Annotated in this window: 26 protein-coding genes and 1 tRNA gene; 9 read left to right on the top strand and 18 right to left on the bottom strand. The window is 65.5% G+C overall.

Annotated elements, in window-relative coordinates; genetic code table 11:
* Window positions 1-15: 15 nt before the first annotated feature.
* Entirely contained in the window at window positions 16-924 is a 909-nt protein-coding gene (locus CAL19_RS02745; RefSeq protein WP_094795967.1) for a LysR family transcriptional regulator, read from the bottom strand.
* Between the two features lie 98 nt (window positions 925-1,022).
* Here CAL19_RS02745 and CAL19_RS02740 point away from each other — a divergent pair, with 98 nt between their 5' ends.
* The 3 genes from CAL19_RS02740 to CAL19_RS02730 all read left to right on the top strand — a co-directional run bounded on the left by CAL19_RS02740 (window position 1,023) and on the right by CAL19_RS02730 (window position 3,635).
* Window positions 1,023-2,222 (top strand): MFS transporter, encoded by a 1,200-nt coding sequence (locus CAL19_RS02740; protein ID WP_094795966.1) that lies wholly within the window; start codon window positions 1,023-1,025, stop codon window positions 2,220-2,222.
* A 158-nt stretch (window positions 2,223-2,380) separates the two neighbouring features.
* The gene (locus CAL19_RS02735; RefSeq protein ID WP_419670216.1) at window positions 2,381-2,494 is read left to right on the top strand and encodes an entericidin A/B family lipoprotein; all 114 of its coding nucleotides are present in this window, start codon (window positions 2,381-2,383) and stop codon (window positions 2,492-2,494) included.
* Between the two features lie 241 nt (window positions 2,495-2,735).
* On the top strand, window positions 2,736-3,635 hold the full coding sequence (locus CAL19_RS02730; protein WP_026641005.1) for a hypothetical protein: 900 nt from the start codon (window positions 2,736-2,738) through the stop codon (window positions 3,633-3,635).
* Window positions 3,636-3,655: 20 nt separating this feature from the next.
* Here CAL19_RS02730 and CAL19_RS02725 read toward each other — a convergent pair whose 3' ends face one another.
* From CAL19_RS02725 to CAL19_RS02710, 4 genes are all read right to left on the bottom strand, one after another.
* Window positions 3,656-4,669, bottom strand: a complete 1,014-nt coding sequence (locus CAL19_RS02725) for an NADP-dependent oxidoreductase (protein WP_026641006.1) — start codon at window positions 4,667-4,669, stop codon at window positions 3,656-3,658.
* A 58-nt stretch (window positions 4,670-4,727) separates the two neighbouring features.
* On the bottom strand, window positions 4,728-5,483 hold the full coding sequence (locus CAL19_RS02720) for a hypothetical protein (RefSeq protein ID WP_094795965.1): 756 nt from the start codon (window positions 5,481-5,483) through the stop codon (window positions 4,728-4,730).
* Window positions 5,484-5,511: 28 nt separating this feature from the next.
* On the bottom strand, window positions 5,512-6,483 hold the full coding sequence (locus tag CAL19_RS02715; protein ID WP_094795964.1) for an OmpA family protein: 972 nt from the start codon (window positions 6,481-6,483) through the stop codon (window positions 5,512-5,514).
* 93 nt (window positions 6,484-6,576) lie between these two features.
* Window positions 6,577-7,569: an aromatic alcohol reductase gene (locus CAL19_RS02710; RefSeq protein WP_094795963.1), complete on the bottom strand. Its 993-nt coding sequence runs from the start codon at window positions 7,567-7,569 to the stop codon at window positions 6,577-6,579.
* 412 nt (window positions 7,570-7,981) lie between these two features.
* Here CAL19_RS02710 and CAL19_RS02705 point away from each other — a divergent pair, with 412 nt between their 5' ends.
* Window positions 7,982-8,932 carry a LysR family transcriptional regulator gene (locus CAL19_RS02705; protein ID WP_249276244.1) on the top strand — a complete coding sequence of 317 codons (951 nt, stop codon included), beginning with the start codon at window positions 7,982-7,984 and terminating at the stop codon, window positions 8,930-8,932.
* A gap of 6 nt (window positions 8,933-8,938) precedes the next feature.
* Here the strand turns inward: CAL19_RS02705 and CAL19_RS02700 are convergent.
* Together CAL19_RS02700 and CAL19_RS02695 are read right to left on the bottom strand one after the other, a co-directional pair.
* Window positions 8,939-9,014: transfer RNA gene (locus CAL19_RS02700), tRNA-Lys, on the bottom strand.
* 207 nt (window positions 9,015-9,221) lie between these two features.
* A complete protein-coding gene (locus CAL19_RS02695) occupies window positions 9,222-9,962 on the bottom strand; it encodes an SDR family NAD(P)-dependent oxidoreductase (protein ID WP_094795961.1) in 741 nt (246 codons plus the stop codon).
* A 92-nt stretch (window positions 9,963-10,054) separates the two neighbouring features.
* Here CAL19_RS02695 and CAL19_RS02690 point away from each other — a divergent pair, with 92 nt between their 5' ends.
* On the top strand, window positions 10,055-10,666 hold the full coding sequence (locus CAL19_RS02690) for a TetR/AcrR family transcriptional regulator (RefSeq protein ID WP_094795960.1): 612 nt from the start codon (window positions 10,055-10,057) through the stop codon (window positions 10,664-10,666).
* 13 nt (window positions 10,667-10,679) lie between these two features.
* Here the strand turns inward: CAL19_RS02690 and CAL19_RS02685 are convergent, their stop codons facing one another.
* The 8 genes from CAL19_RS02685 to CAL19_RS02650 all read right to left on the bottom strand — a co-directional run bounded on the left by CAL19_RS02685 (window position 10,680) and on the right by CAL19_RS02650 (window position 18,296).
* Window positions 10,680-12,842, bottom strand: coding sequence for an AsmA family protein (locus CAL19_RS02685; protein WP_094796379.1), 2,163 nt, complete (start codon window positions 12,840-12,842; stop codon window positions 10,680-10,682).
* A gap of 160 nt (window positions 12,843-13,002) precedes the next feature.
* The gene (locus tag CAL19_RS02680) at window positions 13,003-13,461 is read right to left on the bottom strand and encodes a YkgJ family cysteine cluster protein (RefSeq protein ID WP_094795959.1); all 459 of its coding nucleotides are present in this window, start codon (window positions 13,459-13,461) and stop codon (window positions 13,003-13,005) included.
* A gap of 69 nt (window positions 13,462-13,530) precedes the next feature.
* Window positions 13,531-14,487, bottom strand: coding sequence for a Bug family tripartite tricarboxylate transporter substrate binding protein (locus CAL19_RS02675; RefSeq protein WP_094795958.1), 957 nt, complete (start codon window positions 14,485-14,487; stop codon window positions 13,531-13,533).
* Window positions 14,488-14,522: 35 nt separating this feature from the next.
* A complete protein-coding gene (locus tag CAL19_RS02670; protein ID WP_094795957.1) occupies window positions 14,523-15,476 on the bottom strand; it encodes an SMP-30/gluconolactonase/LRE family protein in 954 nt (317 codons plus the stop codon).
* On the bottom strand, window positions 15,460-16,260 hold the full coding sequence (locus CAL19_RS02665; RefSeq protein ID WP_026641025.1) for an SDR family NAD(P)-dependent oxidoreductase: 801 nt from the start codon (window positions 16,258-16,260) through the stop codon (window positions 15,460-15,462). Before CAL19_RS02665 ends, CAL19_RS02670 begins: the two co-directional genes overlap by 17 nt.
* Before the next feature lie 32 nt (window positions 16,261-16,292).
* Entirely contained in the window at window positions 16,293-16,844 is a 552-nt protein-coding gene (locus tag CAL19_RS02660) for a carboxymuconolactone decarboxylase family protein (RefSeq protein ID WP_026641026.1), read from the bottom strand.
* A gap of 4 nt (window positions 16,845-16,848) precedes the next feature.
* Window positions 16,849-17,394, bottom strand: a complete 546-nt coding sequence (locus CAL19_RS02655; protein WP_026641027.1) for a DUF4286 family protein — start codon at window positions 17,392-17,394, stop codon at window positions 16,849-16,851.
* Between the two features lie 32 nt (window positions 17,395-17,426).
* The gene (locus CAL19_RS02650; protein WP_094795956.1) at window positions 17,427-18,296 is read right to left on the bottom strand and encodes an amidohydrolase family protein; all 870 of its coding nucleotides are present in this window, start codon (window positions 18,294-18,296) and stop codon (window positions 17,427-17,429) included.
* 108 nt (window positions 18,297-18,404) lie between these two features.
* Between CAL19_RS02650 and CAL19_RS02645 the strand changes: the two genes are divergently transcribed.
* Complete coding sequence (locus tag CAL19_RS02645) at window positions 18,405-19,337, top strand: LysR family transcriptional regulator (protein ID WP_094795955.1); 933 nt, start codon at window positions 18,405-18,407, stop codon at window positions 19,335-19,337.
* A 322-nt stretch (window positions 19,338-19,659) separates the two neighbouring features.
* Here the strand turns inward: CAL19_RS02645 and modC are convergent, their stop codons facing one another.
* From modC to modA, 3 genes are read right to left on the bottom strand one after another with little or no spacing between them, the layout of a single operon-like run.
* Window positions 19,660-20,751 carry a molybdenum ABC transporter ATP-binding protein gene (gene modC, locus CAL19_RS02640; RefSeq protein WP_094795954.1) on the bottom strand — a complete coding sequence of 364 codons (1,092 nt, stop codon included), beginning with the start codon at window positions 20,749-20,751 and terminating at the stop codon, window positions 19,660-19,662.
* Window positions 20,752-20,756: 5 nt separating this feature from the next.
* A complete protein-coding gene (gene modB / locus CAL19_RS02635; RefSeq protein WP_094795953.1) occupies window positions 20,757-21,434 on the bottom strand; it encodes a molybdate ABC transporter permease subunit in 678 nt (225 codons plus the stop codon).
* Window positions 21,435-21,458: 24 nt separating this feature from the next.
* The gene (modA, locus tag CAL19_RS02630) at window positions 21,459-22,217 is read right to left on the bottom strand and encodes a molybdate ABC transporter substrate-binding protein (protein ID WP_094795952.1); all 759 of its coding nucleotides are present in this window, start codon (window positions 22,215-22,217) and stop codon (window positions 21,459-21,461) included.
* Between the two features lie 246 nt (window positions 22,218-22,463).
* Between modA and CAL19_RS02625 the strand changes: the two genes are divergently transcribed.
* The 3 genes from CAL19_RS02625 to CAL19_RS02615 all read left to right on the top strand — a co-directional run bounded on the left by CAL19_RS02625 (window position 22,464) and on the right by CAL19_RS02615 (window position 24,902).
* Window positions 22,464-22,892: a PaaI family thioesterase gene (locus CAL19_RS02625; protein ID WP_094795951.1), complete on the top strand. Its 429-nt coding sequence runs from the start codon at window positions 22,464-22,466 to the stop codon at window positions 22,890-22,892.
* Window positions 22,893-23,034: 142 nt separating this feature from the next.
* The gene (locus CAL19_RS02620; protein ID WP_094795950.1) at window positions 23,035-23,844 is read left to right on the top strand and encodes an alpha/beta fold hydrolase; all 810 of its coding nucleotides are present in this window, start codon (window positions 23,035-23,037) and stop codon (window positions 23,842-23,844) included.
* A 14-nt stretch (window positions 23,845-23,858) separates the two neighbouring features.
* Complete coding sequence (locus CAL19_RS02615; RefSeq protein ID WP_094795949.1) at window positions 23,859-24,902, top strand: leucyl aminopeptidase; 1,044 nt, start codon at window positions 23,859-23,861, stop codon at window positions 24,900-24,902.
* Window positions 24,903-24,922: the final 20 nt, after the last annotated feature.

The raw sequence follows: 24,922 nt of genomic DNA, 5'->3' as shown, positions 1-24,922 counted from the left end.
GCGGCAAGCCTGGCTTCAGGCGCCGCACAGACGCTTGAATATGGCCGCCAGCTCGCGGGCGGCCGGCCCCAGCGGCGTATCCACGCGATGCACAAGGTAGATCTCCGACACCACGGCGCCATCGCGCCCCAGTGACGGCGCGCGCACGCGCACCAGCCGGCCTTCCGCGAGATCCTGTTCGACCTGCCATGCAGGCAGGCGCCCCCATCCCACGCCTGCCCGTATCAAGGCGTGCTTGGCATCCTGGTTGCCGACGCGGCAGGTGCGCGGCGAGATCACGCCGAAATCGCGGCCGCTCGACAGGTCCGTAGGGTCGGCCAGCACAACCTGCACATAATCGGCCAGCTCGGTCGATGCCACGCGGGCCCCGCGCCCGCGCCTGGCCAGCGGATGCCCTGCGGCGACCACCGCCACCTGACTGACTTCTCCCAGGGCCTCGAGCGCGATGCGCGGGTCCCGAAAGTGTTCGCCGGCGGTAAGCCCCAGCACGCAGCGCCGTTCCAGCAGCGCCTGCAATGGCCCGCCCAACGGCGCCACATCAAGCCGCACTGCCACCGACGGGTAGACCGCCTGCAGCTGCGCCACGGCGGCGCCCAGCGCGGGCAGGGGAAACAGTGTGTCGACCGCCAGCGGCAGCTCAAGCTCCACACCCTCGCCATAGCCGCGCGCTCGCGCCCGCATGGCGTCCACGCGCAGCAGAATATCGCGCGCATTGACCAACAGCGCCCGGCCTTGCGGGGTCAGCGCGGGACGATGACCCGAGCGGTCGAACAGCGCAATACCCAATTGCGCCTCAAGATTGGCGATGCTGGCGCTTACGCCCGATTGCACGCGCCTTAACTTGCCGGCTGCCGCGCGGAAACTGCCGTGCTCGGCAACCGACACAAAGGTGCGTATCTGGTCCAGCGTCAGGGCATCCAGCATGATCTATCCAAGTGATCAGTTTCATCAGAATTATGTCACTCGTGCCGGCCAGGCGTCGCCGCTACCATGCGAGCTGGTCATCTTCCGGTGAAAACTCAATGCCAACGCACGACACGCCGACCCGCTGGCTTACCGTCACGGTGATGGTGGCATGCGGCGTCGTCGCCGCCCTGCAAGTGGGCAAAGCTGCCATCGCCGGCCCCCTGTTGCAGGCCGACCTGGGCCTGAACCTGGACGCGCTGGGCTGGCTTACCGGAATTTTCGCCGTATTGGGCGTACTGGCCGGCATCCCGGCCGGCGCCATGGTCACCAGCGCCGGCAGCCGCCGGGTGCTGATCGCGGGCCTGCTGGCCCTGGCCGCCGGCAGCGCAATGGGCGCGGCCAGCCCCGCCTATGCCTGGCTGCTGGGCTCGCGCGTCATCGAAGGAGCCGGCTTTCTGTGCATCACCGTGGCGGCTCCCTCGATACTGCAGCGCGACGATGTGGTGCGGCGCCGCAGCCGCGACGCCGCTTTTTCGCTGTGGAGCTGCTTTATGCCGGCGGGCATGGCCATCGCCATGCTGGCCGGGCCGGCGTTCAATGGCTGGCGCAGCCTGTGGTGGACGAGCAGCGCGCTGGCCCTGCTGGCGGCACTGGCGGCCCGGCTTACCGTGCCGGCCGACACCACCCGCGCCCCGTGGCACGGGCCAGCCCTGCGGCGGGACGCGGCTCGCGTCATGACGGCGGGCGCGCCGTTATTGCTGGCCATGGGGTTCGCCCTCTACAGCCTGATGTTCTTCGCCCTGTTCAGCTTTCTGCCGGTGCTGCTCATCGAACGCATGGCGGTCAGCCTGCATACGGCGGGCGCACTCAGCGCCCTGGCCTGCGCCGCCAATATCGTGGGCAACCTGGCGGCCGGCTACCTGCTGTCACGCGGCGCATCCCGCCCCATGCTGCTGGCTTGCGCGTTCACGGCCATGGGCGCCGCCGCGTGGGGCATATTCTTGCCCGTATTGCCCGACGCCGCGGCGTTCACGCTATGTATAGCGTTCTCTGCAATAGGCGGCGTGATACCCGCCGCGCTGCTGTCGGCAGCGCCTTCGGTAGCGCCGGCCGCCGGCCTGGCGCCCATCGTGCTGGGCCTGGTCATGCAGGGCAACAACCTGGGCCAGATCGTCGGCCCCGTGGCGGTGGGCAGCGCAATCAACCACTACGGCTGGCCCGCCGCCGCGCTTATCGTGGCCTTGGCCGCCTTGCTGGCGCTTGTGGTCTCTGCGGCCCTGCACCGCCCGGCTTGCCCCGCTTCCGAAGCATCGTGACGCGCCTGCCGGGGCGCTTCGGCGGATGCTTGCCCTGGCCCCCGGATGCACCCTTACCTACCGATGGCGCGCGCCGTCAGGCACGCTGCTTGCTGAACGGCGCGCAGGTCGGATTTGCCGACTTCACTAAGGAGAATCATATGACCAGCAAGCTGAAGATGCTCGTACTGATGCTGTTCGTCGCCAGCGCGACGGCCGGCTGCAACACCATGCATGGCGCGGGCCAGGATATCGAACGAGGCGGCGAGAAAATCCAGGAAGGCGCGCGCTGAGCGCGCGAGTGGCGTGGCGGGCCGGCCGGCCCGCCACGCCACTCCACGCCCGCATGCAGCATGGCCAGGCCCCGGGCGCCTGCCGGCAAGGTGAACTGACGAATTCAAGGAGGCATCAATGCGTTCAATACTGTTATGGCTGCTGGGTGTTCCCATCCCGGTGATTATCCTGATCGCCCTGCTTACGTGACCTGATGCCACGGCCGCCCTCGCGCGGGCGCCATCCTGACAAGGAACCTCCATGCAAACCACACAGCCCAATGTTGCGTATCCCGGCTATTCCGCCATGCCGGCAGAATCTTCCCGATCGGCGGTATCGTGGGGCGCCGTCATCGCCGGCGCCGTCATCGCGGCGGCCGTGTCCGCCATGCTGTTCTCCGGCGGCACCGGCCTGGGGTTCATATCCATGTCGCCGTGGGGTGAAGAAGGCGCATCCGCCACTACCCTGGCCGTAGGCTCCATTATCTGGATGCTGGTCACGCAGATCATTTCGTACGGCGTCGCGGGCTATGTGACGGGCCGCCTGCGCACCAAATGGACCGACGTGCACAGCGATGAGATCTACTTTCGCGACACCGCGCACGGATTCCTGGTATGGGCCCTGAGCGCCGTCGTGAGCCTGGTGCTGCTGGCCATGGCCGCCGCTTCCATTGCGTCCGGCGCTGCCAAAGCCGGCGCCACCGTCGCCGGGGCCGGTGCGGGAGCAGTCGTCGCGGCGGCGGGCTCAGCCGCGCAGGCAGGCTCCAGCTCGATGTCGCTGGACTACTTTACCGATGCGCTGCTGCGGCCCAACGACCCCGCCTCGGCGTCCGGCCAGGCCGACGTTCGGCAGGAAGTATCGCGCATCCTGGGCCGCAGCCTTGCCAACGGCGAGATCTCCGAGCCCGACCAGACCTACCTGGTCCAGCGCATTGCGCAGCAGACCGGCATGGACGAAGTGGCGGCCCAGCGCCGCCTGACCCAGGTTCAGGACCAGGCCCGCCAAGCCGCACAGCAAGCCGAACAAAAGGCCCGCGAGGCCGCCGACGCGGCGCGCAAGGCGGCCGCTGCGTTCTCGTTGTGGGCATTCGCGTCGCTGCTGATCGGCGCCTTTGTCGCCAGTTTTGCCGCCACCATTGGCGGCCGCGCCCGCGACCGCTGACCCGGCGGCGCGGCAGGCATTCAGGCCACGCGGATAATCAGCTTGCCGAAGTTCTTGCCCGAGAGCATTCCCAGGAATGCCTCGGGCGCGTTCGCGAAGCCGTCGACGATGTCTTCGCGATACTTGATCTCGCCCCGGGCCACGCGCGGCCCCAGCTCTTGCTGAAAAGCGTCGTAGTGGTCGCGGGCGAACTCGTAGTTGATGAACCCGCGCAGCAGAATACTGCGGCGCAGAACAGCCGACATCAGCGCCGGCAACCGGTCGGGGCCTGACGTATCCGCCACGGAATACTGCGCGATCAGCCCGCATACCGGCACGCGCGCATACTGGTTCAGCAACGGAAAGACCAGGTCCCAGATGCGCCCGCCCACGTTTTCAAAGTACACATCGATGCCGCGTGGACACGCGGCGGCCAGGGCCGTCCCGAGGTTGGCGTCGCGATGGTCCAGGCACGCGTCGAACCCGAGTTCGTCGCGCACGTACGCACATTTGCCCGGCCCGCCGGCGATGCCCACCGCGCGCGCGCCGGCCAGCCGGGCCAGCTGGCCCACCAGCGAGCCCACCGGCCCCGACGCAGCGGCCACCACCACGGTTTCCCCCGGCTTGGGTTGGCCGATCAGCTTCATGCCGCTATAAGCGGTAAAGCCCGGCATGCCCAACACGCCCAACGCCGTGGTGACGGGTGCGCCGAAGGTCCGGACCGGCGTGACGGCATCGCCGTCCATCACGGCATGTGTGCGCCACCCGGTGTGTGCGCGCACCACGTCGCCGGCCTTGAACCCCGGATGCCGCGACCCGATGACTTCGCAGAGCGTCTCACCCTGCATCACACCGCCGATCGCCACCGGCTCGGCATAGGACTTGGCGTCGCTCATGCGCCCGCGCATGTAGGGGTCGAGCGACAGGTACAGTGTGCGCAGCTGCACTTGCCCCTCGCCCGCGGCTTCGGGCTCGAACGTCTCCAACCGGAAGTTGTCAAGCGTCGGATGCCCGTCGGGCCGGCTGGCCAGCACAATGCGTTGAGCAGATGACATAGCGGTAGTCCTGGAGTCAGACAACAATCGGTCATCATAGTGGGGCGCGTGCGCGCTGTCATCGCGCGCCCGGCGGTGCTAAACCCGCGCGGCGCAGTTCGCGACGCTTATTTTCCAGGTCGTGATATAGCGGCGGATAGTCGATCCATTCGTGTTGATGGTCCGTGAACCAGGTCAGCTTTATCGCGGCAAGCGCCAGCAGCAACGCCAGGCACAGCGCCAGCCCGCCTGGTTCACCGAAGACAGCGGGCACGTCGCGCAGCAAAGTGTCGGCCTGAATGCCAAGCAGCCCCGGAAAGAAATTCACGATGCCCAGCACCAGCACCGCAAACACCATCTGGCCTGCGGCCAGCCTGTCCGCATGTTCCTGCTTGACGCGCCGCCAGTGCGCATCCACCATTTCCAGCAGTGACCTGTCGCCGGTGCGGTAGGCATGGTCACGCAATTCGCCGGGAAGAACGCCGCCCGCGGGCCGGCGAAAATCCGGCGTCGTGCGCATCCAGCCGGGCCATGGCACACTGGTCAGCACCAGCCAGCCCAATTGCCGGAAGAACTCCGCCACCAGCGGAATAACAATAGACATCAGCACCGCAAACGCCAGCACGGCCACGAGCAAGAAGCCCGAATTGGCCAGGAGCTGATCGGCCTGGATAGACCAGCGGGCCAGGCCCTGGCCGGTGCGCCACGCCAGGACGAGGTCCGCGAACAACACCGCGGCGGCGAGCTGCAGCGTCCACTTCAGTTCCTGTGCTCTTTCGATCAGGGACAGGCCGGACGGCACAGCCGGCTTGAACGGACCAGGGTTCGGATCCATGCACTCCTCTTGGCAAGACAAAACCGGCTTATTTTCCGATATCCACGAGTTCCACGCGCCGATTCTTCGCGCGCCCTTCATCCGTGCGGTTAGACGCCACCGGGGCGGCCATGCCCACGCCTTCGGCCACCAGGCGTTCCGCCTTGATTCCGTAGTCGCGGGACAAGGCCGTGACGATGGACCTGGCCCTGCGCATGGACAGGTCGCGGTTGTATTCCAGGCCGCCCTGGGCATCGGTGTGCCCCACGATCAAGACCCGCAGCGACGGATGGGCCTTGAGCAATTGTGCGATCTGTTCCAGCTGGGGCCGGGAATCGACGCGCATAGTGTCTTTGTCCGTATCGAACAAGATGCCGTACACCGCCACGCGCCCCTGTGCGGCCAGATCGGCATTCATTTCGTCGGCCTGGAGCACCACCATGCGGTTTTCCATGGGCTTGAGCTCCATGATGTCGACCTGGACCATGCTGCGGTTGCGGTCTGGCCCGCCGCCCGCCTTATTCAGCACGACATAGGCGCCCACGTACACATCGCCGTCCGGCCGCTGCAGGCGGGCGAGCAGGTACTGCTGGTCGACGTAGTACTCGCCGAACCCCATGTAGTAATTCCGCGGCGACAGCGCATGGTTGAAGGTGCGGCCACCGCATTCCGCCTGGGCGCAGGCAAACACGGTGGAAAACCCCGCCGCCTCGAGCGCCGCCCGATAATTCCGGGCAACCTCCAGGGGCGAGCGTTGCTCCGGCGCGCGGTAGGTGATGGAAAAGAGCTTGCCTTCCAGTTTCAGCGCCGCATCCGGGTTGCTTTCCAGCTTTCCGGACTTCAGCGCCGAGCGCGCAAACAGCTTCTGCGCGTAGGCCTGCGTGTCGTAGGCGACGATCTCCGACCCCTCGTAGCGCGGCACCAGCGGATGATCGGCGCTGCCCTTGACGTCTGCCGCGTGCACCGGCACGGCGCCGGCCGCGATGACGATGCAGGAAATAAACAACACCCAGAATCTCATGTAATTATTCATGCGTAGTACCCTGGAAGTGAATTGTCGTTCCACACAACAAGCAGGGGTAAAGTACAACCCTTTGGCCACGCCGCCAAGGTGTCAGCGCAGTCGCGCCCGCAGGTATCCTTCTACATCCAATGTCTCGATTCCGTGGCGCGCGTTATAGGTGGCCGACTTTTCCCACCACACGCCGTCACCCTGGGCGAACGCTGCGCGATAGCGCGTCATGACATCGCCCGGGTCGACCGCCAGATCGGCGCGCAACTTGTCAAGCGTCCATACCGTCTTGTCGAACGGAACGCCCACCACACGCTCGACCGATTGCGCGAGCTGCCCATACGAGAGGGTATCGCCGGCAACATAGACGATCTGATTAACGATGCGAGGCTCGGCAAGCAGTATCTCGGTGGTGAGCTTTCCGATGTCTTCCGGCGTCGTGACGGTGACCTTCGTTTCCCAGCTACCCAGTCCGTGGACGGTTCGGCGTTCAAGGTCCACGACGCCAAACGCCGGCTCAAACAGGAAGCTGGTGAACATGCCGGTGGAAACAATCACCCATTCGGTTCCAGTTTGGCCGCGCAGCAGCCCTCGCACCTCGTTCTGCTCATCGAACACCGGCTGTCCGCTGCCGCGTCCCACCACGTCATAATCCACACCGAACTGCCACGGAAAGTACCGCCTGACGCCTGCGGCGAATACCGCACGGGTTATCTTCAACTGCGTGCCCGGCCCGGCAACAAAGCCCGTGCAGTTCACCACCGTCCTGTAGCGTTTGAACAGCTTGGTCAGCGTTTGCTCGTCTGCCATCAGATCCTGCCCCAGAACTTCAACGCCAAGCTCGCGCAGCGCGACGAGCGTCGCCACATCCTGCGAAGCAGCGGCATTCACAGTTTGCGGCGAGACCAGCACCGTCAGCCGTTCGCCTGCTGCTCGTATACGCGGAGCAAGCTCCTTTATGACCGCCATTCCAAGTTGCCCCGCGCCAAGCACCAGGATGTCGCGCAAGTCTACGTTGGGCGTGTTCAGCTCATCATTCTTTTCGGGGATCAGACCCGGAGTACCAGCGTCAATATCGTTTGCATGCGTACGCATGTAAATGCTCCTTCATGAGATGGTTTGATGCGTCGGCTTTGGCCAACGCTTATCCGGTCGATTGATCGATAAAACCTTACCGGCTGCGCCCGCAAGTTTGCGCCGGAAGGGCTCATCGACATAGCCTGGAAAATGGCTTTTGAAATTCGCAAACCCGGAATAATCGAGCCCATGCCGCGCGACGCCATGCATGCAAACTGAATTCTTGGTGATCCGGGAACAGTCAATTCCCGAAAACGGAATACTTGTTGTGCTTCAATAGATCGCACCAGCCGAATACCAGCATGCGTCGGCGCGAGCAGCGTTCAGCGCCAGGTGCGCATACGGCCGGAATCCCGCTGTCTTCACCGCGCCGTACCCCCCGCGATACGGCCCCAAGCACAGGAATATTTGAATGGATAGGCTACAGGCCATGCAGATCTTCGCTCGTGTCGTCGAAGCGCACAGCTTCAGCAAAGCCGCCAGCAGTCTTGCCATTCCGCCATCATCGGTAACGCGCGCCATCAAAGACCTGGAAGCTCACCTGGGCGTAAGGCTGCTCCAGCGGACCACAAGGCATATCAGCCTGACGCCGGATGGCAGCGTCTACTACGATCACTGCCGCCGCCTGCTGGCAGAAATAGAAATAGTGGAGTCGTCATTTCCCGGCAGCGCCGGACGGCCGCGGGGGCAGCTGCGCGTCGATATGACATCGTCTTTCGCACGCCTGTTCGTGTTGCCCGCCATCAAGGAGTTTCAAGCAGAATATCCAGAGGTGGAACTGACGCTTACTTTAGGAGATCGAACCATCGATCTCGTCCGGGAAGGCGTAGATTGCGTGATTCGCGCGGGTGTTCCGCAGGACTCCGCCACTCTGGTCGCCCGGCGTATCGCCGGGTTTGAATGGGTTACGTGCGCGTCACCGGCCTATATCGAGCAATATGGCGAGCCAACCTCACTGGCCGACCTGAAAAACCACCACGCAGTGGGTTTTCTGTCAAACCAGAACGGTCGAAGCATGCAATGGAACTTCGTCATCAATGGCGAAGAGTGCGCGGCCCATGTTCCTGCGCGCATTACCGTCAACGACACGGATGCCTATGTCTGCAGCGGGTTGGAAGGCCTGGGCCTGATCCGCGCCGCCAGCTACATGGTGATTCCGCACCTGCGCAGCGGCAGTCTGAAGCAGGTGCTTCCGCACCTACAGGCGCCGGTCGTACCTTTATCGCTGATGTACCCGAAGAACCGCCATCTTTCCCCGACGGTGCGCGCGTTCGCTGATTGGATATCACGACTGATCCACAGGGCCGAACCCTTGTGGAAATTGCAATCGTCGTACCCCCAAAGCAAAAAGGCCACCCCGAAAGGTGGCCTAAGTGCTTGATATTCCTGGTGGGCTGTGAGTGGCTCGAACACTCGACCTACGGATTAAGAGTCCGCTGCTCTACCAACTGAGCTAACAGCCCGCGCTTGCTGCAAACCGCTCATAAAGAGCTGCCGTGCTGCAAGGAAGAGCGAAATTATACATGAATTTCTGGCCACGCCAGTTTGGCTCCAGCGCGCGCGCCTGGCCATGGGGACAAGGCTGTGGAAAGGCCCGTGGATATCCGGTGCATAACGGCTGGACAAGCTGTGCACAGTATGTGGACAAGTACGGGCCTCGCCTTGCCGGGCTACGCGCTGAAGCCCCCATCTACCGACAGTTCCGCGCCCGTGACGTAGTTGGCGGCCGGGCTGGCCAGATAGCCGACCATGCCGGCGATGTCGTCCACGTTGCCGTAACGCTGCAATGCCAGGCCGGCGGCCGCCTCGGCCGCGCCCTCGCCGTGCGCGGGGTTCATGTCGGTGTCGATGGGCCCGGGATGCACCAGATTGACGGTGATGCCGCGCGGGCCCAGGTCGCGTGCGGCGCCTTTGGTCAGGCCCACCAACGCGGATTTGCTGGCGGCATATACCGCCAGCCCGGCTTGGCCCGCGCGTCCGGCCAGGCAACTGCCGATGTTGATGATGCGGCCGCCGTGGCGCATATGCGGCAACGCGGCCTGCATGGCGGCGAACACCGCGCCCACGTTCACGTCCATGGTGCGCTGGAAATCCGCCTGCGGCAGTGTCGCCATGTCGCCCGCAATGAAGATGCCGGCGTTATTGACGAGGATGTCCAGACCGCCCATGTCGTGGGCCGCCTGCCCCACGGCCTGGCGAACCTGATCGGGGCTGGCCGCATCGGCCGCGTAGGCCTGGGCGCGCACGCCGGTAGCGCGCAACGCCTGCGCCAGGGCATGCGCCCGATCGGGCGTATTGACGTAGGTAATGGCCACGTCGGCGCCGCGGCCGGCCAAATGACGGGCAATGGCAGCCCCTATACCCCGGCTGCCCCCGGTGACGAACGCGATCTTGCCTTTCAAATCCGACATGGCGCACCCTATTTTGTAATGATCAATACAAATATCATCGCGCGGCCGGCCCGCCCCGTCAAGCACTTAACGCAAAGAGTAGAATCGTTGCCATGACAGGACGAGGACGCCCCCGCTCTTTCAACCGCGACGAGGCCTTGCAGAAGGCCATGGATCTGTTCTGGGAAAAGGGCTATGCAGGCACGTCGCTGGCCGACCTGACGGCGGCGATGGGCATCGGCGCGCCCAGCCTGTACGGAACCTTCGGCTCCAAAGAAGAGCTGTTCCGCCAGGCGCTGGACCGCTACAAGGCGCACGAAGGCGGCGCCACCGCGTCGGCGCTGCTGGCCGGCGCCACGGTGCGCGCCGGCATCGAAAACATGCTGCTGGCCGCTGTCGCTTCCGGCACCCAGCCCGGCCGGCCGCGCGGCTGCATGGTGGTGTTGAGCGCCCCCGCCGGCGCCGAAGATCAGTTGCCGGTACGCCAGCTGCTGTGCGAAGACAGGCAGCGCATGCAGGGGCTGATACTGAAGCGCCTGAAACAGGCGGTGCGGCAAGGCGAACTGCCTCGGCACGCGGCGTTGCCGGCCCTGGCCGCGTATTTCGCGACCGTGCTGAATGGCCTGGCCATCGAAGCGCGCGACGGCGTGGCGCGCGACACGCTCGAACAGACGGCGCGCCTGGCCATGCTGACCTGGGACGCGCTGGCCGGCTCCGCCGCGTAAGGCCGCGCGCGCTTTATTCTTTGCCGCTGTTGGCGCGGCCTTGCGCAGGCGGCGCCTTGGGCGGCTGTTGCGCCTGCTTGAGCAGCGTGCCGCACTGGTTTTCTTCTTCGCCGGTGCTGGGCGCCACCAGGGCCAGCAGGCCCGCCACCGGCGTGAGCAGCACGCCCAGCGCCACGGCGCCCGCCCCGCGCGCGGCCAGCGGCAGCACCTGCACGCCGGCGTCTGGGTTGCCGAAGGTGCCGCGCACGTACAACGGCGACCTCAGCGAAAACACGCGCACGCCCTTGCTTTGCGGCTTGATGTCCAGGTCCAGCGTCTCGTCCTTGAAATTGACGTTGCCTTCGATCTGCACGAGCGCGTTCTCGGTATCGAACAAGAACAGGCGCGGCGTCATCACCCCGCGTTGCATTTCCAGGTCGGCCACGCCGCAGTTGATCTGCACTTCTTCATCGCCGAACAGCTTGCTGACCACGTAGTTGCCCACGTTGAGCCCCGCGATCTCCATCAACGCACGGCTGATGACGCCGTCGTTGACCAGCAGGCGCGTATCGCCGCTGGCCGTGCCCAGCAGCGCCGCCACGGAATTGCCCGTGCCCGAGAGCGCCGCGTCGCCGTTGAGCTGGCCCAGGGCGCGCTGCATGGACTCGACATTGGGAAACAGCTGCTTCAAGCGCAGCCCCCGCGCAGAGATCCGCGCGCGGCCTGCCATGGGCGTACGGCCGCCGTCCAGGCGGATGGCGGAATCTATGGTGCCGCCAGCCAGGCCAAAACGCAGCGGGTCCAGCGTCAGCAGCGCATTTTCCATGACCAGATGCACATTGAACTTGGTTATGGGCAGGCTCTCGTCATAGATGATGCGGTCGGCGGCAAGGGTGACGTCGGCGTCCATGACATTCCAGCGGTCGGTGCGGAATTCCTGCGTGGGCAGCACCTTGTCGCCCGCCTGCCGATCGGGCGCTTCGTCGGCTGCCTTGCGTTTGCCTCGCCCTTGCGGCTCTATCCCTACCAGAGGACCCAGGTCGCGCATGCGCAGCAGGCGCGATTCCAGTTTGCCCGCCAGCTTGGGCCGTGGTTCGCCGTCGGTATACGTCAGGTCTCCGTGCAAGTCGCTGGCGCCGACCTTGCCGTTGAAATCGCGATAGTGGTACACCGCGCCGCCCGGCTCGTTCAGGCGGGCGATCAGGCGCCCATCCGTCGCATAGCGCGGGGTATCGGGCAGCGTGACGCCGATCAGGGGATACAGGTCGGACATCGTGGCGCCCGCCAGTTCCAGCTGCAGGTCCAGCGCCCCCAGCCGGGCCGGATCGGTCAGCGTGCCCGCCAGCGCGATGCGGGTATCGCCCACGGACACATCGGCCTGCAACGGGAACGGCCGCGTGGCATCGCGCACGGCCAGCATGCCGCCTATCTTGCCTTCGCCCTTGGCGGGCATACCCTTGTAGCGGCCTTTGATGTTCCAGCCGAACGCATAGTCGGGCGGTGTTGCGGCATCGGCGGGCTGCGCTTTGGCAGGGTCGCCCTTTGCCGTCTCGCCCTGCGCTTGCCGGCCCGCGGTCTGGCCATCCGCGTCTCCATCCCCCGAGGGCTGCCCGGCAAGGGCGGCAAACGGAATGGGCTTGCCCAGCGGATCGATCTGCGCGGTCAGGTCGGCGCGCAGCACCTCGTCCTGGTATTTCACCTGCCCCTGGTCAAAGCCGATCTGGTCGATGTCCATCACCCAGGGCGACGGCTCGCCGCTTTCCGGCAGCGTGAATTCCCAATTGGCGCGGCCATCCTTCAGGCGCTGCAGGTTCGCCGCGGGGCCGGTGAGCTGGATCTGGCGGATCACGACGTGGCGCGCCAGCAAAGGCAACGGCGACAGGCTGAACTCCGCACGCTGCAGCGTCGCCAGGTGCGGCGCCTCGGCCCATTCGGCGTTGGCAATCGTGACGTCTTCCATGCTGATGTGCGGCCATGGCACCCAACTGCGCCAGCCCTGCTCCTGCGCGGGGCGTCGCCACTGTACGTCCAGGTCGCCATTGATGGCGAACGGCCGCCCGATGGCGGCTGACACCCGTTCGTTGACAGTGGGTTTGAGCTGGTTCCAGTCAAAAAGCGCGATCACCACCACCAGCGCGACCGTCGCCAACGCCAGGGTGCCCGCCAATGCGATGAATAGTTTTTTCGTGCGCGTCATGGCCGCCTTCCTCTGCCCGGCCGGCATGATGCCGCCCGGCCGCTACAGGGTATAGGCCGGCGCCGGACGGGTCGCCAAAGAATGTATGCGGATTTTTCCAGATCTGCCGGCGCCGGCAAACCACCGACGCACGTAGCGTGCCCGCCCCGGGGCGCGACCCCTAGGCGGCCGCCGGCTGGTCCGGGTGCATGGGGCCCTGCGGATCGTTTTCGGCGTCCGGGCGGGGCGGAATGGCAGGCAGGCCCAGCGCGGCGCGCAGCCTCTGGCAGTCGGGGTTCACCGACCCGTCCGGTAGCCAGACTTCAAACTCGCGACACGGACTGGGACGCAGCGCATAGATGGCGCAGTGCACGCCCGGCTGGCCCACTTCTCCGCGCAACGCGACGCAACGGCCGCCGCCGTGCTCGGTGCCCGCCATGCACACCCGCAATGGGCTGATGGGTCGCACCAGGTCCACAGGCACTGTACCGCCGTTGGGTCCGGCCGTTTCGCCGCAGTAAAACGACACCCGGAAGTGAGAACAACAGGCCCCGCAGCTGAGGCAGGGATTGGCGGCGGCGTGCCCGGCAAGAATGCCGGGCGAGACGGGAGCGACGGGGTTCGATGGCGGGCGCGACATGGAAGCGCCAAGAATAAATAAATAATCTGCAGGCGCGCGAGTGTAGCGGATTTTCGCCGCCATCGGACGTCAGTTGTCCATCGTGATCCCTTCGGCGCGGATCAGGTCGCCCCACTTCTTCGCGTCGCCGCGCACGATGTCGCCGAATTCTTCGGACGTGGTGGGCGACAGCTCGACGCCCGTCGATGCCTGGTACGTCTGCAGCTCGGGCGAGGCCAGCACCTTGGCGAACACCTGGTTCAGTTCCGCCACCTTGTCGGCCGGCGTACCCTTGGGCGCGAACACGCCATACCAGTTGTTGGCGTAGACATTGGGCACGCCCAGTTCGTCGAAGGTGGGCACGTCCGGCAGCACGGGCGAACGCTTGGGCGCCGCGATGGCCAGCGCAACGGCCTTGCCCGACTTGATGTGCGGCATCAGGCCCGACACATCGCCGATGAAGGCATCCACCTGGCCGCCGATGGTGTCGGTAATGGCCGGCGCAGCGCCCTTGTAGGGCACGTGCAGGATCTTGGACTCGGTGGCCTTCTTCAATTGCGCGATGGCCATGTGCGGCATGCTGCCCACGCCCGACGACGCCATCGATACGCCTTCGCTGCGCGCCTTTTCCACGAACGCCTTGGCGTCTTTCGTGGCGCTGCCCGGGCCCACGATCAATACTTCGGGCACCGACACCAGCAGCGTCACCGGCACGAAGTCATTGAAGGGGTCGTAGATCAGCTTGGGATACAGGGCCGGGTTGATGGAAATCGCGCCCACCGAGCTCAGGAACAGGGTGCTGCCATCGGGCTGCGCGCGGCCGACGTAGGTCGCGGCAATGGCGCCGTTGCCGCCTGGCTTGTTCTCGACCACCACCGGATGCTTCAGCTCTTTTTCTAGCTGCGCGGCCACCACGCGGGCAAGAGAATCCGCCGGACCGCCAGCCGGAAACGCCACCACCAGGTTGGTGCTGGACTGGGCCTGCGCGCCCATCGCCGCCAGGCCTATCACGCCGGCCGCCAGGCGCTTGATCATTTTGGTATACATGGTTTTCTCCTCTGCGGCCTGACGGCCACGTTTGTTCAAGGGGCTGTTGCCCCTTGCGTATTGACGAACAGCGAATAAATCGACGTGCACGACGCCATGAAAAGCCGGTTGCGGTGCTTGCCGCCGAAACACAAGTTGGCGCAGCGCTCTGGCAATGCGATACGGCCCAGCAATTCACCCTGTGGCGAGAACACCCGCACGCCATCGAGTTCGGGCGTGCCCATGCCCCAGCCGCACCACAGGTTGCCTTCCACATCTACGCGAAAACCGTCAGGCGTACCCTCGCCCGCATCGAAGAGCACGCGCGGCGCGCCCAGGCCGCGGCCATCGTCGGCCACATCAAACACCAATACGTTGCGCGGGCGCGCGCGCGACTCGATGACGTAAAGCTGCTTCTCGTCCGGAGAAAATGCCAGGCCATTGGGGCCGTTCACCGTGTCGCACATGAGTTCGACCGCCCCGGTATCGGGGCAGATGCGGTAGACACCCGCAGGCAATTCCTGCTCGGCCTTCTCGCCCTGGTAATAGCCGATGATTCCGAAGGGCGGATCGGTGAACCAGATCGAGCCATCGGATTTCACGACCACGTCATTGGGCGAATTCAGGCGCTTGCCCCGGTAGCGGTCGGCCAATACCGTAATGCGGCCGTCATGCTCGGTGCGAGTGACACGGCGCCCCAGATGTTCACAGGTAATCAGCCGGCCCTGCCGGTCGCGCGTGTTGCCGTTGGCATGCTGCGCAGCGTGACGCCACACGTGGGTCTGGCCCGATACCTCATCCCACCGCATGATGCGGTCATTGGGCACATCGCTCCACAGCAGATACCGGCCGTCGCCGAACCACACCGGGCCCTCGGCCCAGCGGCAGCCCGTGGCCAGGCGTTCCACGGCCGCCAGCGGCAATACCAGCTTTTCGAAGCGCGGATCCAGCGCGATGACGGCTGGGTCGGGGTAGCGCACCGGGCCGGAAGTATCAATCGCAGCGTGCACTCATGCCTCCGTCAACCACGATTTCCGTGGCGGTAATGAAGCGCGCCTCGTCCGACGCCAGGAACAGCGCCGCGTTCGCGGTATCGAGCCCGTCGCCCATGAATGGCAGCGGAATCCGCGATTGCCGCTCGGCCAGCAACCGGCTCACATCGCCGCCGGCGCGCTGGCCGGCCAGCCGCACCTCGACCATGGGGGTGTGCATCTGCCCGGGAATCACCGTATTGCAGCGGATGTTCTTCTTGGCATATTCCAGCGCCACCACACGCGACAGCTGGATGACGCCGGCCTTGGCGCTGGCATAGCCCACCTGCGCCGATCCCGTCCAGCGGATACCCGAGGTAGAGGACACGTTGACGATAGCGCCGCCGCCCTGCCGCTCCATCAGAGGCAGAACGTAGCGGCAACCCAGGTAGACGCTCTTCAGGTTGAAGTCGATCTGCTTATCCCACGCATCTTCATCCAGGTGCGCCGGGCCGCCCTTGCGGGAACCGCCCACGTTGTTGACCAGGATATCCACCCGCCCCCACCGGTCGGCACACGCGCGCACCAGGTCCCGCACCGCGTCCGAGTCGGTCACGTCGGCCTGCCAGGTGGCGATCTCGCCCCCGACTTCGCGTACGCGCGCCACCGTTTCTTCCATGGCGTCTGCGTTCATGTCCACGGCGAATACGCGCGCGCCTTCCTGCGCGAACCGATAGGCGATCGCGCGCCCATTGCCCCAGCCGGGCCCGACGCTGCCTGCGCCTGCCACGATCGCCACCTTGCCCTGCAATCGACCTGTCATGGTGTCTCCGTTCAAATGTTCGTGGTTCGCGCTCAGCGCCCGAAGTCGACGGTGCTTCCGTCGGGCGGCTCGATCTCGAACACATTGATGGTCATCGAGATCAGCGTGTAATAGCCCGCAATGCCCACCAGATCCACCACGCCGTCGGTGCCCAGCACCTGCACTGCTTCCTGGTAGAGCGCGTCGGGCACCTGACGGGTTTGCAGCAAGGCGCGCACAAAGCGGTACACCAGCGATTCGTCGGCGCGCTCGAACTCCGGCTCTTCACCCAAGCGGATCCGTTCGGCCACGCGCGGATCCAGGCCCGCCTGCACGGCAATGGGCTCGTGCGCCCACCATTCGAATGAAGAGCGCCACCAGGCGGCCATGGTCAGGATGCCCAGTTCGGAAAGGCGCGGCGGCAGGCTGGAGTCGTAGCGGCAATACTGGCCCAGCGCCTGCGCGTGCTCGGCCAGCCCGGGCCGGTGCAGCCACACGGCCAAGGGGCCGCGCACCCGGCCCCGCGGGCCGCTGGCGATGGCGTCATGAATGCGGCGCTGTTGCGCCGACATGGTTTGCAGATCGGGAGGGTTCAAGCGAGGCATGCGGTCACTCCTGAGCCAGTCGGAACATGGTGCGCTTGCTATTGACGAAATGCGGGCGCACGCGGCTGCTCCATTCGGTGCCGCGCACCGCCAGCCACGGCGGCGACCCGAAGGTCTCGCGGCTGGCGAGGTCGTAGCACGCGTAATAGCGGGGCGAGCCCGACGCGGCCAGGTAGCGGCGCGCCCTGACCGTGCCCGGCACCGCGGCCAGGCCCGGCAGGTGTTCTTCTTCGTACCAGCGTTCGAAGTCTTCGCGCGCCTGCGGCGCGATATCGGTCTCTACCACGTAGAACCACGGGGCGGGCTGTCCGGCAGCCTGCCCTGCCACGTCGGTGGTCAGGGCCAGTTCCGTTGTCTGCGCCCCACCCCAGCCGGCGAGCAACGCCGCTTGCAGCGCCGGCAAGTCGGCCGGCGCCGCAAGCCACGCATACGTTTCGACGTGATCTGCGGCGTGGAACACCCGCAGCTCGCCCGGGCCGCATCCGGGCAGGGCGCGCAGCGACGACGGGGCAACCGCCGCGTCCGGAATCTTGATCAGCAACTGGTCCATGCCATGTCTCGCTATGTTGTGTTGTGAAGGGGTCAGGCGCCGAAGCGATACAGCCGCTGGGGGTTGTCTACCAGTATCCGGCGCTGCGTATCCGCGTCGGGGCACAGGCGCAGGAACGTATTGAGCAGTTCGCCGTCATCGGGCATGTCGCCCCTGACGTTCGGATGCGGCCAGTCCGTGCCCCACAGCAGGCGCTGCGGCATGGCTTCCATCAACGCCGACACCAGCGGCTCGCCGTCGGCATAGGGCCGCCTGCCCGCGCCGGACACGCGGTCCAGCCCGGATATCTTTACCCAGGCGTCGGGGTGGTCGCGCAGGCCCAGCAAGGCCTGGAAAGCCTCGCCGCCCACGCCTTCGCTCGCGGGCGCGCGGCCCATGTGGTCGATGACAAAGGGTACGGGCAAGGTCCGCAAGCGTTCCAGCAGCCCCGGCAGCAGCGCGGCCTCGGCGTGCACGCAGATGTGCCATCCGTAAGGCGCAATGCGCGGCGCCATCGCCGCCAGTTCGTTCCAGCCCGCATTGGCCAGGTGCGCCACGAAGTTGTAGCGAACTGCGCGCACGCCCCGGCGGTCGAGTTCCGCGATGCGCGCATCGGTGGTGTCGGGCTCCAGCAGCGCTACCGCGCGATACTGCCCGGCGCCGCGGTCCAGCGCGTCCAGCGTGGGCGCCAGGTCGTAACCATGGCAACCCGGATGCACGATCACGCCCCGCTCGAATCCCAGCCGCCGATGCAGCTCGCGCATTTGCTCGAACGGCGCGTCTGGCGGCGTATAGGGGCGCTCTTCAGCGTAAGGAAAACGGTGCGCCGGACCGAAAATATGAAAATGGGCGTCGCAGGCATGCGCAGGCAGCGCCTGGGCGGGAGGCGTGATTTCTTGCAGGGGCGGTGCGCAGTCGTGCATGGCGTATCGATGGATGAAGCTTGAAGCTCACATCATGCGCAGCGGACGCGCCCCCGGCAATGGTGTCACGCGGACTTCTGATATAGCAAAAACGTATACCATTGACGTATGGATCTGAGACAAATCCGCTCGTTCATCATGGCCTGCGAAATGCGCAGCCTGTCCCGTGCCGCCCAGGTGCTGGGGCTGTCGCAACCGTCGCTGAGCCGGCAGATCCAGTTGCTGGAGGCGGAACTGCGCCATCACCTGCTGGTGCGCACGGGCCGCGGCGTCGAACCCACCCCCGCGGGCCTGCGCTTTCTGGCGCACGCAAAAGAACTGGATGCCCTGGCGCAGCATGCGCGGCAGGACATGCGCGCCTTTTCGTCGCCGGTACAAGACAAGGTGCGGCTGGGCATGCCGCACCGCGTTGCGCGGCGCCTGGCGCCGCAGATCGTGCAGGTGTTCCGCCGCCTGCATCCGGATGCGGCGCTGACACTTGCCGAGGGCCTCAGTTCCGAAATGAACGAATGGCTGGTGAAAGACCGCATCGACCTGGCGCTGCTGTACGATCCGCCGCCTTCCACGTTGCTGCAGTTCGAGTCGGTGTATCGCGAAGATCTGGTGCTGACTTACGGCAAATCGTGCAGCCCGCGTCCGCCGCCGCGGGTGCGCGCCCGCGAGCTCGGGCGCTATCCGCTGGTGCTGCCCAGCGCGCCCAACACGATACGTGCGCTGGTCGACAAAACCTGCCGCGACCTGGACGTGGCGTTGAATATCGCGGCAGAGGTCGATGTCGTGCACACCATCCTCGAAACCCTTGCGCAGGACACGCTCTACACCATCTTGCCGCGCTCGGCGCTGCGCGACATGCCGGGGCAAGACCACCTGGCGTGTTCGGCCATCGTCGACCCCACCATCATGAACAACCTGACGCTGGCCACGCCGGTGCGACAACCCCTGCCCACCCTGGTAGACGCCACCGCCCGCATCATCCGCGGCCTGGACATGCAACAGCTGTTCACCGGAACCCCCCGGGCGCCGCAAAGCGCCGAGACCTGACCCGCCCCGCGACGGGGTCCGGCGTACGGTGTCTGACACCCGGAGGTGTCAGACACCCATTGCCACCGTCAACGCTCGCACGTACGGTGTCTGACACCTTCAGGTGTCAGACACCCAGATCGCCACACTCAATGCCGGTCCCTTACGGTGTCTGACACCCAGATCACCACGCTCAATGCCGGCCCCTTTCGGTGTCTGACACCTTCAGGTGTCTGACACCCAGATCGCCACACTCAATGCCGGTCCCTTACGGTGTCTGACACCTTCAGGTGTCTGACACCCACGCCAATGCAGGACACCGGGCCGCAGGCATCAGCCTCACTTACCCCAGCACCGACACCGCCTTGATCTGCGCCCATACCCGCATGCCGGGCGCGAGGCCGAGCTGGTCGCGCGAATAGCGCGTAATGCGCGCCAGCAGCGGCGCGCCGTCGGCGTCCAGGCTCACCAGCACATGATCAGGGTGGCCAGCCTGCGCCAGGTCGCGCACGCGAGCGGGGATGATATTGACAATGCTGCTGTCGTGCGCAGGCGCCAGCGCCAGGCTCACATCGCGTGCCCTGACCGCCACGCGCGCCGGCTTGCCGGCGGGCAGGCCCGCATGCACGACCCGCAGGCAAGCCTGCCCGCCCGGCAGGCGTATCGCCAACAAACTGTAGGCGGCATCAAAACCCGCCACGGTGCCCGCCACTACAACCGATGCATCGTCGTCCAGGGCCAGCGGCAGATCCAGCCGGGCCAGCATGTCGGCAATGGGGCCGCTTGCCAACGCCCGCCCGTTCTCCAGCAACACCAGGTGATCCGCCAGCCGCGCCACTTCCAGCGGCGCATGGCTGACATACAGCACCGGGATGTCCAGCTCGGTATGCAGACGTTCAAGGTACGGCAGGACTTCCTGTTTGCGCGCCTGGTCCAGCGACGCCAGCGGCTCGTCCATCAACAGCAGTCGCGGACTGGTCAGCAGCGCTCGGGCCATGCCCACGCGCTGTCGCTCCCCGCCCGACAGGCCGACCGGCATGCGTTGCAGCAGGTGCCCTATGCCAAGCAGCTGCACCGCCTGGTCCAGCTGCACGCGGCGCTCGGCGGCGGGGACGCGCTTGCGGCCATATTCCAGATTGCGCCGCACATCCAGGTGCGGAAACAGGCTGGCTTCCTGGAACACGTAACCCAGGGCGCGCCGATGTGTGGGCACCCTGGCGCCCGACGCGGTATCGAGCCATACCTGCCCATTGATGCGCAGATATCCCTTCTCCTCTGCTGCCAGGCCGGCCACGCAGCGCAGGAAAGTGGTCTTGCCCGACCCCGAATGCCCGTATAGCGCGGTAACGCCCCTGCCCGGCAGGCGCAGGTCCACGTCCAGCGAAAAGCCCGCGTAGTCCACGCGAAACCGCGCGTCGATGCCAGTATGGTCCATGGCCGCTACCAAAGCGGCGCCGCGCGGCGCCGCGTATAAAGCAGCAACAGCACCACGAACGAGAACACCACCATTCCGCCTGCCAGCCAATGGGCCTGCGCGTATTCCAACGCCTCGACGTGGTCATAGATCTGCACGGAAACCACGCGGGTCCTGCCCTCGATATTGCCGCCTATCATCAACACCACCCCGAACTCGCCCACGGTATGCGCAAAACCCAGAATGGCCGCTGTGATAAACCCGGGGCGCGCCAGCGGCAGCACCACGGTAAAAAAGCAGTCGCGCGGGCTGGCGCGCAGGGTGGCCGCGGCCTCGAGCGGCCGGGCGCCGATGGATTCAAAGGCGTTCTGCAGCGGCTGTACCACGAAAGGCAGCGAATAGATCACCGATCCCACCACCAGCCCCGCGAACGTAAACGGCAGCACCCCCAGGCCCAATGCCTGCGTAAGCTGCCCCACCGGCCCTTGCGGCCCCATGGCCACAAGCAGGTAAAACCCCAGGACGGTGGGCGGCAATACCAGCGGCAAGGCAACCACGGCCCCTATGGGGCCCTTCCAGCGCGAACGTGTGCGCGACAGCCACCACGCGATCGGCGTGCCGATGAGCAGCAACAGCAGCGTCGTCAGCGTTGCCAATTGCAGGGTCAGCCAGATAGCGGCGAAATCAGAGGAGTCCAGATGCATGCAGCGGCACGTGAAAGGTAGGGCTTACGGCGCGGCGACCTCGTAGCCGAACGACCTGATTACTTCGGCCGCCCTGGGGCTTTTCAGAAAGTCGACAAACGCCCGGGCGGCCGGGTTGCTCGCGCCCCGGGCCAGGATCACCGCATCTTGCCTGATGGGCTCGTGCAAGCTGGGCGGCACGATCCAGGCCGACCCGGCAGTGAGCTTGCCGTCTTTATACACCTGGGATAACGCCAGAAAGCCAAGCTCGGCATTGCCCGACGCCACGAACTGGTACGCCTGCGCAATACTCTGGCCTTCCACGATCCGGGACGCGACGGCGGGGACCAGGCCCAGGTTGTGCAAAACCTGCATGGCGGCCACGCCGTACGGCGCCGCCTTGGGGTTGGCGATGGCCAGGTGCCTGAAGCCGTTCTGCGCCAGCACCGCTCCGCGGTCATCGACCAGGTCGGGCTGCGCCGACCACAGCACCAGCGACCCCACGGCGTAGGTAAAGCACGAGCCCGGCACGATACGCCCTTCGGCTTCCAGCCGCGCCGGCCGTTCCTGGTCGGCGGCCAGGAACACTTCAAACGGCGCCCCGTGCCGAATCTGGGCATAGAACTGCCCCGTCGCGCCATAGGCCGCCACCGCCCGATGGCCCGTGTCCCGCTCGAACGCCTGGCTGAGCGCCTGCATCGGCGCGGTGAAATTGGCGGCCACGGCCACCTGCACTTCGGCCGCCGGCGCGCCGGCCGACAGCGCCAGGGCTGCCAGCCCCGCGGCAAGGGAAAATGCCTTCATGCGCTCTACCTGGAAAGAACCCAATCGCTATAAAGTTGACTATATAACGAAACCCTGCGCCGGATGACCGGATGCCGCGCTGGCTCCTGACCCGAATTTGTGCGTTCGCAATCGTCGGTTTCATCCGCCAATTCTTATACTGTGCCCAGGGCCGGCGGTGACGGCCGGGCTCCCCGTTCATTTCGACCGCCAATGCGCCCGCCCGTCGCGCCGCGGCGGCGGAAACTTTCACAAGACGCTTCTTCCATGACCCACCCCATACCCGAAGGCTTTACACCCTGGTCGCCCAGCAGCCCCTTCATGCGCCACCTGGCCGAGGTGGGCGCGCTGTATCGAAGTAACCACGGGCATGTGCTGGCCCTGCGCCTGGCCGATGCCCACACCAACATGCACCACATCGCCCACGGCGGCTTGCTGGCCACCCTGGCAGACAGCGCGCTGGGGTTCTACATCAACCAGGAAGCGGGCCTGTCGGTGGTCACGGTGCAGATGTCGGTGGAATACCTGAACCCGGTACGGCCGGGCGACTGGCTCGAAGCCCACGTGCACATCGACAAGCAAGGCCGTCGGCTGCTGTACGCGACGTGCCTGCTGCAAGTAGACGGCCGAGTCATGCTCAAGGCCAACGCGGTGTTCGCGGTACGCGCGTCGCGCACACCGGCGTCGGACGGCTGATATTGGTGCAGCGCCCGGCCCCCTTGATCACACGCGTTGTGCACTTTATCCGGGCTTACCAGGATTGGATCATATAGTTCTTCTTGATAGAATATGGTTCTGTTAGACGAAACGAACCTTTTATCCGCCACCGGGGGCCCGCGTGAATCCAGGAATCGGGGCGCATCTGCGCGCAAATGGCATACGCCAGCATTACCTGCATTTTCCCGGGCCGGGCCCCGACGTACTCATCATCCCCGGCATAGTCAGCCCGGCCGCGCTCTGGCAGCACGTCGGGAATTGGCTCTCCACCCGCTACAACTGCTACATCATCGACGTGCGCGGGCGCGGCCTGTCCGAATCGGGACCGCACATCGACTACGGCGTCAATGCTTGCGCCCAAGATGTCATTGCCTTCATCTCGGCGGCCGCGCTGAACCACCCCATTATCATCGGTCATTCAATGGGCGCACGAATCGCCTTGCGCGCGGCTGCGCTGGCCGGCAAGCCAATAGGGCCTATCGTGCTGGTCGATCCGCCCACAAGCGGCCCAGGTCGCCGCCCTTACCCTATTCCAAAAGCGCGTACCGTGGCTTTGCTGCGCGCAGCCCATCGAGGCGAAGCGCTGCAAGCTATGCAGCAGAGCACGGCCGCGCCATGGCCCGAAGCCCTGCAACGCCTGCGCGCAGAATGGCTGTGCACATGCGACGAACGCGCCGTGCATGTAACGTATGACGACTTCCACCAGGAAGACATGTTCACCGACCTGGCGCGTGCTCAAGCGCCCATCGCCCTGCTGTGCGCGGGCGAAGGCGGAGTGGTTTCCGACACCGACATTGCCGAAATGCTAAAGCTGCGCCCCGGCATGGAGACTACGCGGGTGCCCGGCGTCGGACACCAGTTGCAAGCTGAAGACTTCGAAGCTTTCAAGCATGCGCTCGACGGCATTCTTGCGACCACCATCCAACGATAGAAAAGGAGCCGCAGTTGAAAATCGACGCGGAAGTTTTGAATCTGTTCATTGAAGAGCTGAAGCTCTGCAAGGTGACCCCCGAAGAAACTGTGGTCATCCTGACAGCTGACGACGAATGGCAGGAAAACGCAAATGCATTCATGGCGGCGGCGCAGAGCCTGGGCGCCACGACGTTTAACTTGAATGTGCGCCGCGGCCAGAAAAACGCCGTGGGCGTGCAGGGGCGCCACCCTCTGGTAGGCAACGAGCTGGCCATGCGGACGCTCAAATCGGCGCACCTGGTGATCGACATGGTGGGGCTGCTGTTTTCTCGCGAGCAAGCCGAAATCCAGGCGGCGGGCGCGCGCATACTGCGCGTCATGGAACCCTTCCATGTACTGAAGCAGATGTTCCCCACCGAAGACCTGCGGCGGCGCGTCGAGCATGCAAAGAGCATGCTCGAGCAAGCCAGGGAGCTGCGCTTTACGTCCGGGGCGGGCACCGACGTTACGTATCAGTTGGGTCAATACCCGGTCATCTCCGAATACGGGTACACCTACGAGCCCGGCCGCTGGGACCACTTTCCATCCGGCTTCGCGTTCACCCAGGGCAACGATGGCGGCGTGAACGGCACCGTCGTGCTGCAGCCGGGCGATATCCTGTGCGCGTTCAAGCGGTATGTCGAATCGCCGGTCACTCTGCAGATCAAGGATGGCTACGTGGTGGACATTTCCGGCAGCGGGGTAGACGCGCGCCTGATCGACAGCTACATCAAGAGTTTCAACGATGACCGCGCCTATGCGATTTCCCACATCGGCTGGGGGCTCAATGAAAAAGCCCGGTGGTACCAGTTCGCGGTAACGCGGCAGCTCCCTGCCGAACATGTGATGAACGCGCTGTCGTTCTATGGCAATGTGCTGTTTTCCCTGGGCCCCAACCTGGAGGTGGGGGGCACAAACGATACTGCCTGCCATCTTGACCTGCCGATGCGCGAATGCAGTCTATGGCTGGATGGCGAGCAGATCCTGGAAAAAGGCGAAGTGGTCCACCCTGCGATGCGCGTCGAGCGCCACGCCTGACCACGACGGGCCCATGTCCG

Origin of the sequence: Bordetella genomosp. 7 (assembly GCF_002261265.1) — a bacterium.
GTDB lineage: Bacteria > Pseudomonadota > Gammaproteobacteria > Burkholderiales > Burkholderiaceae_B > Bordetella_A.
The sequence above is the reverse complement of the archived record's forward strand: the minus strand, read 5'-3'. Positions and strand labels throughout refer to the sequence as shown.